Annotated in this window: 16 protein-coding genes; 5 read left to right on the top strand and 11 right to left on the bottom strand. The window is 52.8% G+C overall.

The annotated features are described in order from the left end of the window. Positions 1-61: 61 nt before the first annotated feature. Both rraA and QC823_RS07275 read left to right on the top strand, forming a co-directional pair. A complete protein-coding gene (gene rraA, locus QC823_RS07270; RefSeq protein WP_309655699.1) occupies positions 62-574 on the top strand; it encodes a ribonuclease E activity regulator RraA in 513 nt (170 codons plus the stop codon). 75 nt (positions 575-649) lie between these two features. Continuing rightward, positions 650-2,533, top strand: coding sequence for a glycerophosphodiester phosphodiesterase family protein (locus QC823_RS07275; protein WP_309655700.1), 1,884 nt, complete (start codon positions 650-652; stop codon positions 2,531-2,533). Between the two features lie 6 nt (positions 2,534-2,539). Here QC823_RS07275 and ggt read toward each other — a convergent pair whose 3' ends face one another. After that, positions 2,540-4,336 (bottom strand): gamma-glutamyltransferase, encoded by a 1,797-nt coding sequence (ggt, locus tag QC823_RS07280; RefSeq protein WP_309655701.1) that lies wholly within the window; start codon positions 4,334-4,336, stop codon positions 2,540-2,542. A gap of 102 nt (positions 4,337-4,438) precedes the next feature. Beyond that, the gene (gene ppsA, locus QC823_RS07285; RefSeq protein ID WP_309655702.1) at positions 4,439-6,811 is read right to left on the bottom strand and encodes a phosphoenolpyruvate synthase; all 2,373 of its coding nucleotides are present in this window, start codon (positions 6,809-6,811) and stop codon (positions 4,439-4,441) included. A 282-nt stretch (positions 6,812-7,093) separates the two neighbouring features. Between ppsA and ppsR the strand changes: the two genes are divergently transcribed. After that, positions 7,094-7,927, top strand: a complete 834-nt coding sequence (gene ppsR / locus QC823_RS07290; RefSeq protein ID WP_309655703.1) for a posphoenolpyruvate synthetase regulatory kinase/phosphorylase PpsR — start codon at positions 7,094-7,096, stop codon at positions 7,925-7,927. A 20-nt stretch (positions 7,928-7,947) separates the two neighbouring features. Here ppsR and QC823_RS07295 read toward each other — a convergent pair whose 3' ends face one another. The 4 genes from QC823_RS07295 to QC823_RS07310 all read right to left on the bottom strand — a co-directional run bounded on the left by QC823_RS07295 (position 7,948) and on the right by QC823_RS07310 (position 10,812). Beyond that, positions 7,948-8,526, bottom strand: a complete 579-nt coding sequence (locus tag QC823_RS07295) for a hypoxanthine-guanine phosphoribosyltransferase (RefSeq protein WP_309655704.1) — start codon at positions 8,524-8,526, stop codon at positions 7,948-7,950. A 28-nt stretch (positions 8,527-8,554) separates the two neighbouring features. Continuing rightward, positions 8,555-9,574 carry a beta-N-acetylhexosaminidase gene (gene nagZ, locus QC823_RS07300; protein ID WP_309655705.1) on the bottom strand — a complete coding sequence of 340 codons (1,020 nt, stop codon included), beginning with the start codon at positions 9,572-9,574 and terminating at the stop codon, positions 8,555-8,557. Between the two features lie 64 nt (positions 9,575-9,638). Beyond that, entirely contained in the window at positions 9,639-10,157 is a 519-nt protein-coding gene (locus QC823_RS07305) for a L,D-transpeptidase family protein (protein ID WP_309655706.1), read from the bottom strand. Beyond that, complete coding sequence (locus tag QC823_RS07310; RefSeq protein ID WP_309655707.1) at positions 10,135-10,812, bottom strand: TetR/AcrR family transcriptional regulator; 678 nt, start codon at positions 10,810-10,812, stop codon at positions 10,135-10,137. The genes QC823_RS07305 and QC823_RS07310 overlap by 23 nt, the downstream gene beginning before the upstream one ends. Before the next feature lie 289 nt (positions 10,813-11,101). Here QC823_RS07310 and lexA point away from each other — a divergent pair, with 289 nt between their 5' ends. After that, positions 11,102-11,773: a transcriptional repressor LexA gene (gene lexA, locus QC823_RS07315; RefSeq protein WP_309655708.1), complete on the top strand. Its 672-nt coding sequence runs from the start codon at positions 11,102-11,104 to the stop codon at positions 11,771-11,773. A gap of 43 nt (positions 11,774-11,816) precedes the next feature. Here lexA and QC823_RS07320 read toward each other — a convergent pair whose 3' ends face one another. Together QC823_RS07320 and purU are read right to left on the bottom strand one after the other, a co-directional pair. Further along, positions 11,817-12,488 carry an energy-coupling factor ABC transporter permease gene (locus tag QC823_RS07320; protein WP_309655709.1) on the bottom strand — a complete coding sequence of 224 codons (672 nt, stop codon included), beginning with the start codon at positions 12,486-12,488 and terminating at the stop codon, positions 11,817-11,819. Between the two features lie 22 nt (positions 12,489-12,510). Further along, on the bottom strand, positions 12,511-13,380 hold the full coding sequence (gene purU, locus QC823_RS07325; protein ID WP_309655710.1) for a formyltetrahydrofolate deformylase: 870 nt from the start codon (positions 13,378-13,380) through the stop codon (positions 12,511-12,513). 263 nt (positions 13,381-13,643) lie between these two features. Between purU and QC823_RS07330 the strand changes: the two genes are divergently transcribed. After that, positions 13,644-15,227: a ribonuclease J gene (locus QC823_RS07330; protein WP_309655766.1), complete on the top strand. Its 1,584-nt coding sequence runs from the start codon at positions 13,644-13,646 to the stop codon at positions 15,225-15,227. Between the two features lie 27 nt (positions 15,228-15,254). Here the strand turns inward: QC823_RS07330 and moaE are convergent, their stop codons facing one another. From moaE to mobB, 3 genes are all read right to left on the bottom strand, one after another. Then, entirely contained in the window at positions 15,255-15,707 is a 453-nt protein-coding gene (moaE, locus tag QC823_RS07335) for a molybdopterin synthase catalytic subunit MoaE (protein WP_309655711.1), read from the bottom strand. A gap of 1 nt (position 15,708) precedes the next feature. Continuing rightward, a complete protein-coding gene (gene moaC, locus QC823_RS07340) occupies positions 15,709-16,518 on the bottom strand; it encodes a cyclic pyranopterin monophosphate synthase MoaC (RefSeq protein WP_309655712.1) in 810 nt (269 codons plus the stop codon). 68 nt (positions 16,519-16,586) lie between these two features. After that, positions 16,587-17,168, bottom strand: coding sequence for a molybdopterin-guanine dinucleotide biosynthesis protein B (gene mobB, locus QC823_RS07345; protein WP_309655713.1), 582 nt, complete (start codon positions 17,166-17,168; stop codon positions 16,587-16,589). Positions 17,169-17,177 lie beyond the last annotated feature (9 nt).

The following is a 17,177-nucleotide window of genomic DNA, read 5'->3' on the forward strand; positions in this document are numbered from 1 at the left end:
TCGTCATCATGGCTTATTAGATAACATCACTTTCTATTCGATAAAGCATAAGGAGTTTTCCATGAGCGTATCTATAAACCTCGATGAAAACGATATCGTGACCCCCGACATTTGCGATCGCTATCCCGACGTAAACGTTATTGAGCCACTTTTTGCCAATTTCGGCGGATTAGATGCTTTCGCTGGCCCGGTACGCACAATTAAATGCTTTGAGGACAACTCAATGGTAAAACGGGCCGTGGCCGAGCCGGGTAACGGCGCCGTGCTGGTGGTGGATGCCGGTGGCTCTTACCGCTGCGCAATGCTTGGTGACATGCTCGCCGAACAAGCCGTCAAAAATGATTGGGCAGGCATTGTAATGTACGGCTGCGTACGTGATGTGGACGTCCTCGTGACACTTAATTTAGGCGTACAGGCATTAGGTAGCCATCCACGTAAAAGTGAAAAACGCGATGAAGGACAACGCGATATTGCGGTTACCTTCGGAGGAGTCACTATCGAGCCGGGGCAATGGCTTTACGCCGATAACAACGGCATTGTGATTGCCAAAGAAGGCTTGACGCTTCCCGCCTGAAACTCGCCTCACTTGCTAGCGGTGGTAGAACAGTGCCACCCTGGTTTTTCAATTTGAGATGCTCAAGCCTTTACTATGCAGCCACTGAAAACCCTAGGAAAGTCCCTATTCAGAACACTGCGTGACCATCTTCGACCGCTCATCGCCTTCCATCTATTCTTTACCCTGCTGGCGTCATCTCTTTTCTTACCTGCCTTTCTTTGGGTGCTACACGGGTTGCTTGCGCAGCTCAACAGAACGGTTGTTACTACCGATGAAGTCGCCGCTCTTCTGTTCAGCCCGCTAGGGCTTGGCGTATCACTAGTGGTATTAGGACTTGGCTTTCTGGTGCTTTACTGGCAACAGGCCGGAATGCTTCACGTCGCTATACGCCCGCGTGACAATCACTATCGTTTGGCATTAGACGCCTTATGGCTTAGCACTCGGCGTCTACCCGCATTAGTCGGCCTTGTTATCCTGCAAGTGGGCTCTCACCTTTTGTTGATTGCCCCCTTTATGTTCGCCTTAGCATGGCTTTTTGACGCGTGGCTTGGCGGGCTTGATACTTATTATTTGCAACGCGTGAAGCCGCCGGTGCTGTGGTACTTTATTGCGTCAGCATTGCCATTACTCGGTCTGTGGATTTGGATGGCAGCGTGGCTTTACTTACGCTGGGTGCTGGCGCTGCCCTTGGTGGCACTGGAAAACATATCGCCCTTGCGTGCCCTCAAACGCAGTGTTGCACTTACTCATGGTTGGCACCGTTCAATCGGCATAGCGGTGTTGCTTGTTTTGGTGAGTATTATTGTACTGCCTATTTTTACCACCCTGCTTTTTGATCGTCTGTTCACACCGATGCTTTGGTGGTTGCCAGAACATAACGCCATCTTATTACCGGTCACACTGGCTTACCTAACAGGCTATGTTCTCATTACCCTCGCCATCACCTTTTTAGGTGTTGCCGTCAACGCTATGCTGTCTGCGTGTTTATACCTACAGCTTGCTCATCGTTCTCAGCACGTGTCACCACCTCAAGCCTCTCACCCTGGGCGCCTTGCTTGGGCAGTAGAGCTTGCCGTTCTACTCTTTGCGGGATTACAAGCATGGTGGATACTCAACAGCTTTGAGCTACGTGACGATGTTGAAATTATCGCGCACCGTGGCAGCTCCATGGTCGCACCGGAAAACACACTATCCGCGATTCACCAAGCCGTAAGGGATGGTGCCAATTCCGTTGAGATAGATGTTCGCTTAACGGCTGATAGGCACGTCATGCTCTATCATGACCGCAGTATGGCGCGTCTGACAGGTGACCGTCGCGAATTTGGCGATTTGACCCGCGAAGAGCTAAGCCACTTTGATGTGGGCAGCTGGTTCGGTGATGCCTTTCAAGGTGAGCACATCCCCGGCCTAGACGAAACCTTACGTGCCGTGCGCGGCAAAGCCAGCCTGATGATAGAGATGAAGCCACTTCCAGGCCAAAGTCGGCGACTCGCCGACGCCGTTATCGCTGCGCTACAGACTGAAAGCGACGAACGACGTACTTGCTGGGCTCAACAGCAGGCGCCACTGGATGCCTATGCACGCTGCGGTTTTCCTAATGCATTTGCCGAAATGAGCGTGGCCACGATGACACCGGCGCTACTCAGTTATTTAACAGCGCAAGCTCCCGCGTTACGTAAAACGCTATTGGCTCAACTGATTCTTCCCGGCACCCTTAATCGGGGTGAATTCGATGCCCTTGGATTACGCCACAACCGCATCACTGAGCGGGAAATGCGCTTGGCAGTCCGGTACAATTACGAAATCCATGCTTGGACAGTCAATAGCCGCGCCCGCATGTCAACGCTTATAGATATGGGAGTCGATGCCATTATTACCGATTACCCTGATCAACTCGCAGCGTTGCTCGCCGACCGCCGCGAACTCAGCGACGGCGGCCTTATGCTGGTCAAACTGCGTAACTGGCTTCGCCAGTGACGGAAATCAATCGCCCATCACCACGCCTTCACGCCGTGGATCAGCACCACCGAAAAGGGCGCCGTCATCTTGGCGCATAATCACTTGCAACCCACTGGTGAGTTCGCGCAACGTTATCTTATGGCCATAATCTTCTAGAGCATCGAGTGTTTCTTCCGGGAAGCGACCCGCTTCTACAAACACATGATCACCAAGCGTAATGGCATGCGGAAGGTCCAATGCTTCTTGAGCATTTAACCCCCAATCTCGCAATGCCACTAATGTACGCGCGGTGTAGTGAATAATCGCCGCGCCACCAGGGGAGCCGAGACTCCCCATAAGCTCACCACTTTCACGCTCAAAAATAAGCGTTGGACTCATGCTAGAGCGCGGCCGCTTACCCGCTTCCACTCGATTAGCGACCGGCTTCCCGTCCACTTCCGGTACGAAAGAGAAATCCGTGAGCTGATTGTTAAGTAGATACCCTCCGGCAAGCCCTGTCCCGCCATCGGCAAGAATACGCGAACCAAATGCCTGCTCAATTGATGACGTCATCGCCACCGCTCGGCCATCAGCATCCACAATACTGATATGGCTAGTGCCATACTCCGGCTGTGAAGGGGCGACCGCCCAGCTAACGTCAAGCTCACCCGGATTACCAGGCTTAGCCTCGTTTCCCATGCTTTTGTCAGAAGAGATGAGGGCGGCACGCTTGGCTAAGTACGAAGGTGCGAGCAAGGTATTCCAATCACCGCCTGGCGCGTCAACAAAGTCAGGGTCGGCGATATAACGGTTGCGATCCGCAAAGGCGAGTCGCGAGGCCTCCAGAAACTGGTGTAACCAGCCACCACTGGGCGCCCCGTTATCTAACGGCGCTTCAAGCATCGCCTTTTGGTCCAGCATGCCTAATATCTGCATCACAGTTAAATGCCCCGACGAAGGCGGAGGAAAACCACACACCTCCCATTGAAGCCACGGCGTACACATAGGTTCTCGAATCAAGGCATCATACGCCGCCAGATCGTCAAGGCTAATGTCGCCTGGGTGATTGCGATGCGTATTTACGCGTTCGACCAAATCTTCCGCGATTGCTCCTTCGTGCAAAACGTTACTACCATGCTGGGCAATCTGGCGCAATATTTCCGCTAACGCGGGATTTTTGAGCATTTCTCCGGTCGCCACTGGCGTATCTTTACCTTGATAGTAAAACGCTTTTGCCAAGGGGTCGTTGCGAAGCGCCTCATCACTTGCCAGGCTCTGGTGCAAGCGGGGACTCACCTTAAACCCCTCTTCCGCCAAGGTGATCGCTGGGGTGAAAAGCGTTTCCCAAGCTAATGCCCCATGCTCACGATGGGCTTTTTCAAGCATTTTCAATGTGCCTGGTACACCGACTGAGCGCCCACTTACCACGGCCTCCATAAAAGCCAGTGGCTCACCATTGTCATCCAGAAAAAGCCCCTCCCCTACGGCTGCCGGTGCCATCTCACGTCCATCGAATGCTTGAACGCTGTCCCCGTCAAAATGGAGCAAGAAGCTGCCGCCACCGATACCGCTTGACTGCGGCTCAACCAACCCCAGCACTGCCTGCACTGCCACAGCTGCATCTATCGCGTTACCACCCGCTTTGAGCACTTGATACCCCGCATCGGTGGCCAATGGGTTTGCCGCCGCCACAGCAAACGTCTCGGCCTCCCAACCGGGTTTTTCCTCAAAGCCTGATTCGGTTTCTGGCGAGATAGCCGGAGCTTCATAGCGAAACCCCGCCGCAGACAGTGGCAGTAACAAAAGACCTAACGGCAAGAGGTTTTTCCAGTGATGCAACATAAGCACTCCTATTCGGTTGAGGTATTCATCGAATCACTTTAACTAAAGCTAAAACGCCCGGCGCTAGGCCGGGCGTATGAAATACGAAAATGATATTACCGCTTAGGCTAGATTTTCACCGGCAAGCATAAACCACGTTTCCAAAACAGCATCAGGGTTGAGCGACACAGAATCGATCCCTTGCTCCATCAACCATTTCGCCAAGTCTGGGTGATCCGATGGGCCTTGACCGCAAATTCCCACGTATTTTCCTTGCGCTTTACATGCTTGAATCGCCATCGCCAGCAGTTTTTTCACCGCTTCATTGCGTTCATCAAAAAGGTGAGCAACGATACCCGAGTCTCGATCTAACCCCAGTGTCAGCTGGGTTAAGTCATTGGAGCCAATGGAGAAGCCATCAAAATACTGCAGAAACTCATCAGCCAGTAATGCGTTGGCCGGAAGCTCGCACATCATGATGACCTTCAGACCATTATCCCCACGTTTAAGCCCATTGGCCGCGAGCAGCTCCACCACCTCACGCGCTTCCTCGGTTGTACGCACGAAAGGCACCATGATTTCGATGTTATCTAGGCCCATGACTTCCCGCACGCGCTTAAGCGCGCGGCACTCAAGCTCAAAGCACGGACGGAAAGCATCAGAGATATAGCGCGAGGCACCGCGGAAGCCAAGCATCGGGTTTTCTTCACCAGGCTCGTAAAGCTTGCCACCAATAAGATTTTCGTACTCATTAGACTTAAAGTCCGAGAGGCGCACGATGACGCGCTGCGGATAGAACGACGCTGCCAGCGTCGAGATGCCCTCAACCAGTTTATCAACGTAGAAGCTAACAGGATCATCGTAGCCCGCGGTGCGCAAATCAATAATTTGCTGCAAATCCGACGGCAGCGTGTCGTATTCCAAAAGCGCTTTGGGGTGAACCCCAATCATACGGTTGATAATAAACTCAAGGCGCGCCAACCCCACACCCGCATTGGGTAAGCTGGCAAAACTGAACGCACGATCCGGGTTGCCGACGTTCATCATAATCTTGAACGGGATCTCCGGCATTGCATCAATGCTTGAGACATTATGATCAAACTCAAGCAAACCCTCATAGACATGGCCGGTATCGCCTTCTGCGCACGAGACGGTCACGTCGCTGCCTTCGTTAAGAAGATGAGTGGCGTCGCCACACCCCACCACCGCAGGAACCCCAAGCTCACGGGCAATAATGGCCGCGTGACAGGTGCGCCCGCCTCGATTGGTGACAATGGCAGAAGCACGCTTCATGATCGGCTCCCAATCAGGGTCGGTCATGTCGGTGACCAGTACGTCGCCGTCTTGAATCTTATCCATGTCATCCGGGCTAAGTACTACCTTGACCGCACCGCTGCCAATGCGTTGACCAATCGCGCGACCGGTAACCAACGTGCGCCCCTTCTCTTTGAGATTGAAGCGCTCAAGCTTGCCACCTTCCTCTTGGGATACGACGGTTTCAGGGCGTGCTTGAACAATATAAAGCTTACCGTCGTCACCATCGAGCGCCCACTCGATATCCATTGGGCGTTGGTAATGCGCTTCAATCGTCATGGCTTGCCGCGAAAGCGCCATGACCTGCTCATCATCGATGCAGAAACGACCACGATCTTTAAGTGGTACATCAACCGTTTCAACCGACTTTCCTGCACTCGCGTCTTCGGTATACACCATTTTGATGAGTTTAGAGCCAAGCGTACGCCGCAACACGGCTGGGCGCCCGGCCGCAAGCGTCGATTTATGCACGTAGAACTCATCTGGATTCACCGCGCCCTGCACCACGGTCTCACCCAAGCCCCAGGAAGCGGTAATAAATACCACATCGCGGTAGCCTGATTCGGTATCCAGGGTAAACATGACCCCAGACGCCCCCGTTTCGGAACGCACCATCTTCTGGATACCAGCGGAGAGAGCGACGTTTTCGTGGGCATAGCCACGATGCACACGGTAGGAGATGGCGCGGTCATTAAATAACGAGGCGAAAACTTCGTGCACTGCACGCTTGATATTAGCGAAGCCTTCGATGTTGAGGAACGTCTCTTGCTGGCCAGCAAACGACGCGTCAGGAAGGTCTTCTGCGGTTGCCGAACTGCGCACGGCGACTTTCAAATGCGGGTGTTGCTGTTGCAGTTTTTCATAAGCCTCGCGCAGCGCGGCTTCAAAGGTGGGTGGCAACGGTGTATCGATAATCCACTGGCGGATATTTCGCCCGGCTTCGGTCAATGCTTTAACATCATCGACATCCAAGCGCTTAAGCGTATCGTTGATGCGGTCGTTAAGGCCTTCGTGGGAAAGAAATTCACGGTAGGCATGAGCAGTCGTAGCAAAGCCGCCGGGGACGGTCACTCCCACCTCCGACAGATTAGAGATCATTTCGCCTAGCGAGGCGTTTTTCCCGCCTACCCTTTCGACGTCGGCCATACCCAGCTGATCAAACCACAGAATATACTCTTCCACGCAACCCCCTCGCATTTAAACATCCGTACGACCAGCTGGCCGTCACTAATTGACGCTGACACCCTAGCACTGTCGGGATGTATTCGCCATTAGTCTAACTGCGCAGAGAATGGAGGATATTTACAACATAATGGTTTTTTCGTCCGGTTCTGTAGTAAGACCGCTATCGCCGACTGTGCTTTTTGTCATTCAAGCGACGTTGTCATCGACATCACAACGCTCGACAATAGCCGCCACTATTTATTGATTGCTGATTTTATTGACTACTGAGTTGAGAATACCATGACACGCACCGCTTTTTTTATCTCTGACGGCACCGGGATTACCGCCGAGAGCTTAGGCCGCAGCTTGCTTGCGCAGTTTGAGAATGTCGATATCAACATGCAAACAAAACCCTATATCGCCACATTGGAGAAAGCCCATGCATTGGTGGAAGTAATCAACGCCACTGCCAATCGTGACGGCGAGCGCCCAATCATTATCGACACCATCGTGGACCAAGAAATTCGTGACGTCATTCGCCAAGCAGTGGGCTTTAAAGTGGATATTTTTTCCACTTTTCTCGAACCATTGGAACAAGAGCTTGAGACACACTCTTCGTACAGCGTTGGCCGAACGCACTCCATTGGAAGCGATGACGTCTACATGGACCGCATTCAGTCAGTGCATTTTGCGCTGGATAACGACGACGGCGCGCGTACCCATCAATACAGTAAAGCCGATATCATTCTGGTAGGGGTCTCGCGCTGCGGCAAGACACCGACATCGCTCTACCTAGCGCTGCAGTTTGGGATTCGCGCGGCCAACTACCCGCTTACCGAAGACGATCAGGACGAAGATGGCTTACTCAAACTACCGAAGGTGTTAGCGCCGCACCAACATAAACTCTTTGGCCTGACCATCGATGCCCGCCGACTCTCTGCCATTCGCAACGAGCGTCGACCCAATAGCCGCTATAGTTCCATGGACCAGTGCTTTCAGGAGGTGGAACAAGCCGAGTCGCTCTACCGTTCAATGCATATTCCCTACATCGATACGACACGCTTCTCGGTAGAAGAAATTTCGACCCGCATGATTGCCGAAACCGGGCTGGCGCGGCGTTTCTCACCGCGTTGATAGTCACTTGGTATCATGCGTTAAAGGCCTTTGGGCGCAAAAATGCCTGGAGCGTTACGCCAATAGCCTTTGTAATCCATGCCAAAACCAAAAACGAAGCGGTCGGCCACTTCGAGTCCACAATAATCGGCTTTAAGTCCGGGAACTGCCTTGCGATCGTGCTGTTTATCTACCAGCACGGCGGTACTGATACTCGCCGCCTGTGCTTCTTTGCAATATGCCAAAATGGCGGCAAGTGTGGCGCCTTCGTCCAAAATGTCATCAATGATGACAACGTGGCGACCCGCCATAGGCACTTCGGGTGAGACACGCCAAAAAAGCTCCCCACCACGTAGTTCGCTGCGATAGCGAGTCGCGTGGATATAGTCCACTTCTAAAGGGAAGCCAAGTCGCGTTAGCAGATGCCCAGTGGTAATCAGGCCGCCATTCATCACACAGTAGAATACCGGTAGCTTATCGCCAAGATCGCGATTAATTTCCCCTGCCATACGGTCAAGTGCGTGCTCTACCTGCTCTTGGGTAATCAAGCAGTCCGCGTCGTCCATTAGTTCACGCATGGAGTCGCGCGACGCGAGCGCTTCTTTGTCTAGCTTAGCCATATCTTACTTCCAAAAGTCACAAAAAAATTTAAGCGTACTCAGCCGCCAGCGCTTCAAGGTGGGCGTGAGTGCGACGCCAACGCCCAAGAGCCGTCAGCGCATCAATGTCTGGCCGAGAACGCGCGTAACGCAGTTTCGCCGGACGTTTAGCAGTGAGACCGCTACAAGCGGCCACCACCTCAAGCGCCGCCTCGCGGTCATTGCACACCAGTAGCATATCGCAGCCCGCCTGTAGGGCCGCTTGGGCGCGTGCTGCCGGAGCTCCCGCCACTTGAGCCCCGGCCATACTCAAGTCATCCGAGAAAATACAGCCATTAAAGCCTAGCGATTCTCGTAGCATCCCCAGCCAGCTGGGCGAAAACCCCGCGGGGCGATGATCAAAGGCAGGATAAATCACGTGAGCGGGCATAATGCCATCTAAGTCGCTGGCAAGATGCGCAAAGGGGATAAGGTCATGCTGCTTGATGGCATCTAACGGGCGCTTATCAACAGGAAGCGCTATATGCGAATCTTCTGCCACACTGCCGTGACCTGGAAAGTGCTTACCGATGGCCGCCATACCCGCTTCATGGAGTCCATAAATAAAAGCCTGACCCAAGGCACTGACTTGTTCAGGGTCGGCGCCAAAACTACGATCACCAATCACGCTTGAAGCGCCGCTATCGATATCCAACACTGGTGCAAACGTGATGTCTATTCCGCAGGCCGACATTTCTAAGCCCAGCAACCAACCGGCATCTTTCGCCAACGCAACGCTTTCTGTTTTTGCGTTTTGATAGCGTTTACCCAAAGCTGCCATCGGCGGCAAGCGTGACACTCCGTCTTTGATACGCTGTACGCGACCGCCTTCTTGATCTATTGCAATAAGAAGCCCTGGCCGTTCGCGACGAATGGCATCGCAAAGCATACGCACCTGATAGGCATTTTCGACGTTGCGCGCAAATAAAATCACGCCACCAACAGCTGGGGCTTTTAATAGCTTGCGCTCATCGCGAGTTAACGAAAGCCCTTCAAGGTCAAGCATGACCGGGCCAAAGGGGTGCGACATAACGAAAGATCCTGAAAAAAGGAGCGCTAATTTTAGACCAACACTCGCTACATGCAACTTTTCGCTAACCGTGTAGCCACACTGGCGTTCCCGCCGGTGTATGGTCAAATACGTAGAGCAAATCGTCCTGGCTTAGGCGAATACAGCCGTGAGACAGAGGTTTTCCCATAGGTTCGCTTTGTGGCGTGCCGTGTAAATAGATATAACGGCGCTGAGAGTCCACGCAGCCGCCACGGTTATAACCCCTCTCTAAACCACAAAGCCACAGAATACGGGTTAATATCCAATCGCGCTCGGGATACTGCTGCCCTAGCGAAGGCGTGTAGACTTCACCTGTCCAGCGGCGACCACGAAAAACCGCGCTCAACGGCGCATCGCCTCCAATAGCGGCACGTACATAATGCCATCCATGGGGTGTTTTCCCGCTACTTTCGTCCTGCCCTGTGCCGGCCTTCGCGGTAGACACTAAGCAAGAGAAAAGCGCTTTTTCTCCTTTCCATGAAGTAAGCGTCTGGCACTGAGTATCAATCTCCAGCCAATAGGCGTGCAAGGGCGGTAACTCACTGAGCTTGGGCGTCCGCATAATTCTCCTCATCGGCGCTTGCAGGCAGCGGCGCGTTCATCGCGGCGACGACGACGGGGCGTAACCGCCTGACAAGGTCGCGCACAGAAACCTGCTCTTGATAGTCTTTTTCCGCAATATCGCGTAGCGCATCCAATCCTGAGAGCGTAAAAATCACGGTTCCTAGCATGAAATGCAGACGCCAAAAACGCTCAGCATCGGGGATAGTCGGTGTTGCCTGACGCACAAGCTCCGTAAAACGCGTGAACACATCACCGTACTCGTCTTGAATAAAACGACGTAAATGCCCCTGTGCTTGGCTATAAGCAAGGCCAAGCAGACGCATGAACACCTTCAAGCTATTCCGCTCGGCAGGCACGGCCAGCACCGTCGTGGCCATAGTTTCTAGCAGCACCTCTAGGGGAATTACCCGCCCTTGGTAGCGTGCTTCCAGCTCATCTAACGCGGTATGAAAGCGCTGTGTAAAGGGATCAAGATAGCGAGAGAACACCGCTTGAATTAAGGCTTTTTTAGAACCGAAGTGATAGTTCACTGCAGCCAAATTGACCCGCGCCTTACTGGTGATATTACGCAGCGACGTTTCCGCAAAACCGCGTTCAGCAAACAGAACTTCAGCGGTATCCAATATCCGTGTCACCGTATCAGACTGAGCCATGGTCGCTCCTAAAAACGAGTGTTTTAAACATTTTAGAATATTACGCCAAGCGATATCCGGGCTCAATGTTTGATGAATCGGGCACTTTTAACGCTAACGCGACATTTGCTTTATTGCGCTTAAACAAACGCACCAGAAAAAATGAGGAAAATTGGCTGTAACGGTTGCACTGGACAGAGCAACATACTGTATACTTAATCACACAAAACCATTTAACGTTATTGACTGAGTCAGTACTAGCGAGATGTCAAAACGTGCATAAATCAAAACTGCAAAAAAGGAGCTTGCGATGTCACGGCCTTTAACAGCTCGTCAGCAGAATGTTTACGACTTTATTGTCAAAACCATGAGCGAGTACGGTTACCCGCCGACCCGCGCCGAAATCGCTAAAGCACTTGGGTTTCGCTCCCCTAACGCAGCCGAAGAGCACTTGCGCGCACTAGAACGCAAAGGCACCATTCGCATTATCCGTAACACCTCTCGCGGTATCCGCTTGCCCGCGCAAGAAACTCTCGAGGGGCAAGAGCTCTCAAACGAGTCTACCGCTGATGGCACAATGCCTAGCGGCTTGCCGGTTATTGGCGAAGTCGCAGCGGGTAGCCCCGTGTTAGCTAATGAACACATTGATCGCTATTGCCCGCTACCGCCTGAATACTTCACGCCGAAAGCCGATTACTTATTGCGTGTACGGGGACTCTCAATGAAAGATGTGGGCATTTTAGAAGGAGACCTGCTGGCGGTTCATCGCACAGAACGTGTGCGTGATGGCCAAATCGTTGTCGCTCGCATTGAAGACGAAGTCACTGTTAAGCGCTTTAAGCGTCAAGGGCACAACGTTCAACTGCTTGCCGAAAACGCAGAGTTCGATCCGATTGTGATCGACCTACGTACTCAAGCGTTAGAGATCGAAGGTGTTGGCGTTGGCGTCATTCGTGGCGGTAACGGCCAAGCCCTTGGGTAAACCCCTCCCCGGGAAGCTTTAGGGAAAAGCTTCGGGAAACGTACTATTGCATATCGATATAACGGTGGTCATTAAATGTGGCCACCCAATTCGGATGGTAGACCAACAAAACGCTTAACAACATCCCGGTGATAAAGGCTTCAGACGGCATTAATAATGGTAGAAAACGTGCATATTCCTGTGCCAAATATACGGCTTCAGGATCGGTGCCCGCGGCGACAATCAGCCCAACGGCAGTCAAGCCGCCTCCCAACGTCGCAAGAGCCGAGCCAAAAAAACCACATACAAACATAAAAACCATTAGATTATCAGGCAGTTTACGATCCACAAGTCGCCAGATAATCCCCACCACCAATGCCGGAATAATGCCGGTGACTAGCACATTCACGCCCAGCAATGACCACTCATTACGGCCAATCACTACCATCGCCACGTTAATCATCACATTGCTAATGAGCGCAAGCGGTGCTTTAAAAACCAGCGTCATCAATGCCGTAAAAACCAAATGCAGTGTCAACCAATCAACGGCTTGAGCCCGCAATTGCCACATCAACACAACCGCCAAGGTTGCGGCCAGCCAACGATGCTGCAGTGCTGTATCCGCGAATAAGGGCTGCCACGGCTTCAGCGCCAAAATACGCCCCAGCACCGCTAACGAAACCGCGCCGCATAACCACAATGCCCAAGGAGCCAGCACACTCTGTGCAAATGACATCGCTACCTCATCCGTTGATGGATTAGCTAAATACCACTGTCTTGTTTCCGTGAATAATCACACGGTCTTCCAAATGCCAACGCAGTCCGCGCGCCAGTACCGCCTTTTCTACATCGCGCCCGAAGCGCACAAGATCTGTCGGCGTATGACAGTGACTCACGCGATGAATATCTTGTTCAATAATCGGCCCGGCATCGAGCTCTTCGGTGACGTAGTGACAGGTAGCACCTATCAGCTTCACGCCACGCTCATAGGCCTGATGATAGGGTTTTGCCCCGGCGAACGAAGGTAAAAAACTGTGATGAATGTTGATCACACGACCCCGATAACGCTGACACAGCGCTGGCGGCAAAATCTGCATATAACGCGCCAGCACCACACAATCGGTATCCAGGGCTTCAATTTTCGCTTCGATAGCATCAAATGCGGGTTGCTTATTCTGCGGGTCAACGGGGAGATGGTAATATGGAATGCCGTACCATTCAGTAAGGGCGCGCATGGCATCATGGTTAGAAATGACCCCAACGATATCGCACGCCAACTCCCCCGCCTGCCAACGATAGAGCAAATCGACGAGGCAGTGGGATTCTTTTGAGACCATCAAGACAACGCGCGGTTTACGCTTCGTATCGGTTAACGCCCACTGCATATTGAATTCTTCTGCCACCGGCGTAAAACCCTCGCGCAGCGCCTCTAGTGTGATACCTAGCGAGTCGGCCAAAATTTCATAACGCATGAAAAAGCGTCCAGTTTCTAAATCAGAGTGCTGACTCGCCTCGGTAATAGAGCCGCCCTGCTGGGCGATAAAACTGGATACACGCGCCACGATTCCAATCTGATCGGGACACGATACCACCAAGCGATAATAATGAGACTGAGAGAAAATCGACATAGGTAAGCGTACTCTATCAACCGAATCTGTCCGCCAAGCGGCGAAAAAACGATGGTAACGAGGGGAACAACACTTGGCACGATCCACTGCAAAAGGCGTTGTTAGTGACAAGTGCGATTGTGACACGCCCCCGCAATCCCGTATAGTAAAGGTCCAACTTTCAAGGGCTTTTCATCAACATGCAAGCACCGCGCGTACACATTCGCCCTCGCCGCCGCCACCCTTTGCGCTTACTGCCGCTAGGGGGATGTGGTGAAGTGGGTATGAATTTTACGCTGTATGGTTTCAGGGAGCACTGGATCGCCGTCGATTGCGGCATGATGATACGCCAGGACTTACCCAACACCCCCTTGCAAGTTCCTAATATAGATACGCTGACAACACTTGATATTGTCCCAGACGCGCTATTTATTACCCACGGGCATGAAGATCATATCGGCGCAGTGGCTTGGCTGTGGCCCCATTGGCAGTGTCCGATTTACGCCACGCCCTTAGCTGCGGGGCTATTACGGCTCAAGTTTAGCGAGCACGGCCTAAAACACGATGCCATTAAGGTCGTAGAGCCGGGAGAAGCGCTAACCTCTGGCCCTTTTACACTTCGATATTTAGCGCTAACCCACTCCATCCCTGAAAGCTGCGCACTTGTTATGCACGCAGGCGACTACCGCGTGTTGCATACCGGTGATTGGAAACTCGATACCGAGCCACTGATCGGCAAACCCGTAGACGCCGGGCAGTTTCGCGCCTTAGCCCCGGTGGATCTTGTCGTTGGCGATTCCACAAACGCCCCAATGCCAGGCCATTCCGGCAGCGAGGGCGATGTTGCTCGCGCCTTAGCCAAAACACTGGCCACTTGTAAAGGCCGTGTCGTGGTGTCGTGCTTTGCCAGTAATGTGGCTCGCATTGTCGCTATCGCTCGCGCAGCACAACGCTGCGGACGACGGATCAGCTTAATGGGACGGTCAATGGAGCGCATGGTAACGGTCGCACGTGGATTAGGATACTTAGACGAACTGCCACCGTTGGTACCCGCGCACGACTTAGGCTATTTACCACCGGAAGAGGTCGTGATTATTGCCACCGGCAGCCAAGGCGAACCCCGCGCGGCCTTACAGCGCCTCGCACAAGGTCGACATCCGTTTGTTGATCTTGAACCGGGCGATAGCATTATTTTCTCCGCAAAAGCCATTCCCGGTAACGAGCGACCTATTGAGCGGCTAAAAAAACGCTTCATTCAACTCGGCATCGCGCTATTTGATGAGTTTAACCACCCTGAACTTCACGCCACCGGGCACCCGGCACACGATGAATTATGCACGCTCTATCGCTGGGTAAAGCCGAAGCATTTACTACCGGTGCACGGCGAGGCTCGTCACCAGCAGGCCCACCAGGCCATTGCAGAGTCGCTTGGAATTGAAGCACCCTTGGCACCCATTAACGGCGACATGCTGTTATTTGATAGCCACGGCCTCAAATGTGAAGCGCGCTATCCACAGCCACCATGTATTGTGAATCAAAATAGCGTTACGCCTCACCCTGGACTTGAAACCCCGAGCCATAGTTCGCGACGCGGTAGTCTCTACCTCGCGTTACCCGTTACCGCCAGTGACACAGGTTGGTGGCGTATCGGTAGCTTAATGCTGGATAACGCCGGTGCCAGCCCACTTGATGAAGACAGCTTTAGCGACTGGCTAGACGAGCAATTAGACGACATTCACGCAGATACGCTGGCGGAGCTTCGTCAAGCGTTACAACCCCGTCTTATTGCGTGGCTCGCGGAGCATATGCAGCATTTGCCTGAAGTACATTTACAAATCATGGCCGCCGAGATGCCTGAATCACTTTGATGCTGAACTTGCGTTGATGCTCACTCATCACCAGCGCGAAGCATCGTGCTGATCAGTATCACGTTCTTTTACCCAGTAGTCGCCCTGTTGAGCATGCTCTTTTTTCCAAAACGGCGCCTGAGTTTTAAGATAATCCATAATAAAATCACAGGCTTCAAAGGCATCACGGCGATGCGCGCTTGCCACGGAAACTCGCACAATAGGATCGCCTGGCGCCATGTAGCCAACGCGGTGAACGATACGAATCCCCTGAAGCGACCAGCGCTGCCACGCTTGCTCACCAATATCTTCTAACGTGCGCTCGGTCATGCCTGGGTAGTGCTCAAGTGTTAAGCCGGTTACCTCGGGCGATTCGTTAAAATCACGCACGAGACCCGTAAAACTCACCACGGCACCCACATCAGTTCGCTGGGCAAGCAAGTCATCATAGCCATACGCCATATCGAACGGAGCTAGCTGCACGTATACGCCAATATTCATCTTAGCCCCCGGTGACAGGTGGAAAGAAGGCCACTTCGTCATCGTCGGTAACAGGCGCGTTATCATTGGCCATTACCTGATTAACCGCACACAACGTACGCCGATCACTTAACACGACAAAGGCATCGTTACGCTTAGCAAGCGCTGCTTTGAGACCGCCGATATCGCGCGATTGCATTTCATCTAAGTTGACGAGGGCTTCACTCTCACCCAATCGCTCACGTAGCTCGGCCAAAAACTTCACTCGCACACAGGGCGAGGCACAACGCTCGCCTATACTCACCTCACCAGCGTCACAAGCCCCGGTTACAATAGGGCGCGCACTTTCATAGACGCTATCATTACGCTTGTAGTCACCGCTCTTACCGCCTTCCTTGCTTTCCAGCTGAACGGCATCAATGCGCATCGATTTATCCACCGCCTTGCACATATCGTAAAGCGTTAAGCACGCCACCGAAACCGCCGTCAGCGCCTCCATCTCAACGCCAGTTTGTCCACTTAGCCGACACATCGCTTCAACGTGAACACACCCATTTTGCTCGTCAATGTCAAAATTGAGCGCCACTTTTGACAGCGAAAGCGAATGGCATAGCGGAATCAGCTCATGAGTACGCTTTGCAGCCTGAATGCCGGCAATTCGCGCTGTTGCAATCACATCCCCCTTAGGCAACGCACCATCCAACAATAGCTTTAGGGTTCGTGGCTGCATCAGAATGCGTCCTGTTGCCACAGCCTCACGACGCGTCGCTTGTTTATCGCCCACGTCCACCATATTGGCTTCACCACGGGCATTAAGATGTGTCAGTTGCATGAAAAATCACCTTAAATCGCTTTAGCAGAAAGAATACCAGGCCACACGAGTCGCGGCACCATCACGTTTTATGTCACAGTCGCTTCACGCGCCGCCAGCATCCACTGCCTCACCCACTGGGCAATTGCGTGAATATCATCAATGTCTAAACGGGTGATATCCGACCTTAACGTGCGCTCATCTTCTGCTTTAAGAGCCGCCGCACGCACCCATGCATCATCCAAAATCGCAGGCTCTCCCACCCCCTCGCGGTAAAGCACCAGCTTCGCCAACGGCCAGGCTTTAAACCCCTCAACAATCACTAAATCGGGCGCATGCGGTACCATCAAACCGAGGAGGTGATTAAGATCAGGCTCCTGTTGCTCTGGGGTTTCCTGCATCAAAGCAAAGCGTTGATGTGAAGCAACCAACATAGGCGATGCCCCTGCCTGGCGAAGTTCATAGCTGTCTTTACCTGGCTTATCAACGTCAAAACTATGGTGCGCATGTTTAATCACGCCCACGTGAAGGCCAAAATCGCGCAGAAGCGGCATCAGTTGTGTAAGCAGCGTCGTTTTACCGGTACCACTCCAGGCAGCAACGCTTAGCACAGGAAAAGGCATCGGTGTCACAGTTGCAGTATGCGCGGATGAAGACGGTGTTGATGGCATTGCGGCGTG

This window comes from Vreelandella vilamensis (assembly GCF_031451755.1).
Classification (GTDB): Bacteria; Pseudomonadota; Gammaproteobacteria; order Pseudomonadales; family Halomonadaceae; genus Vreelandella; species Vreelandella vilamensis.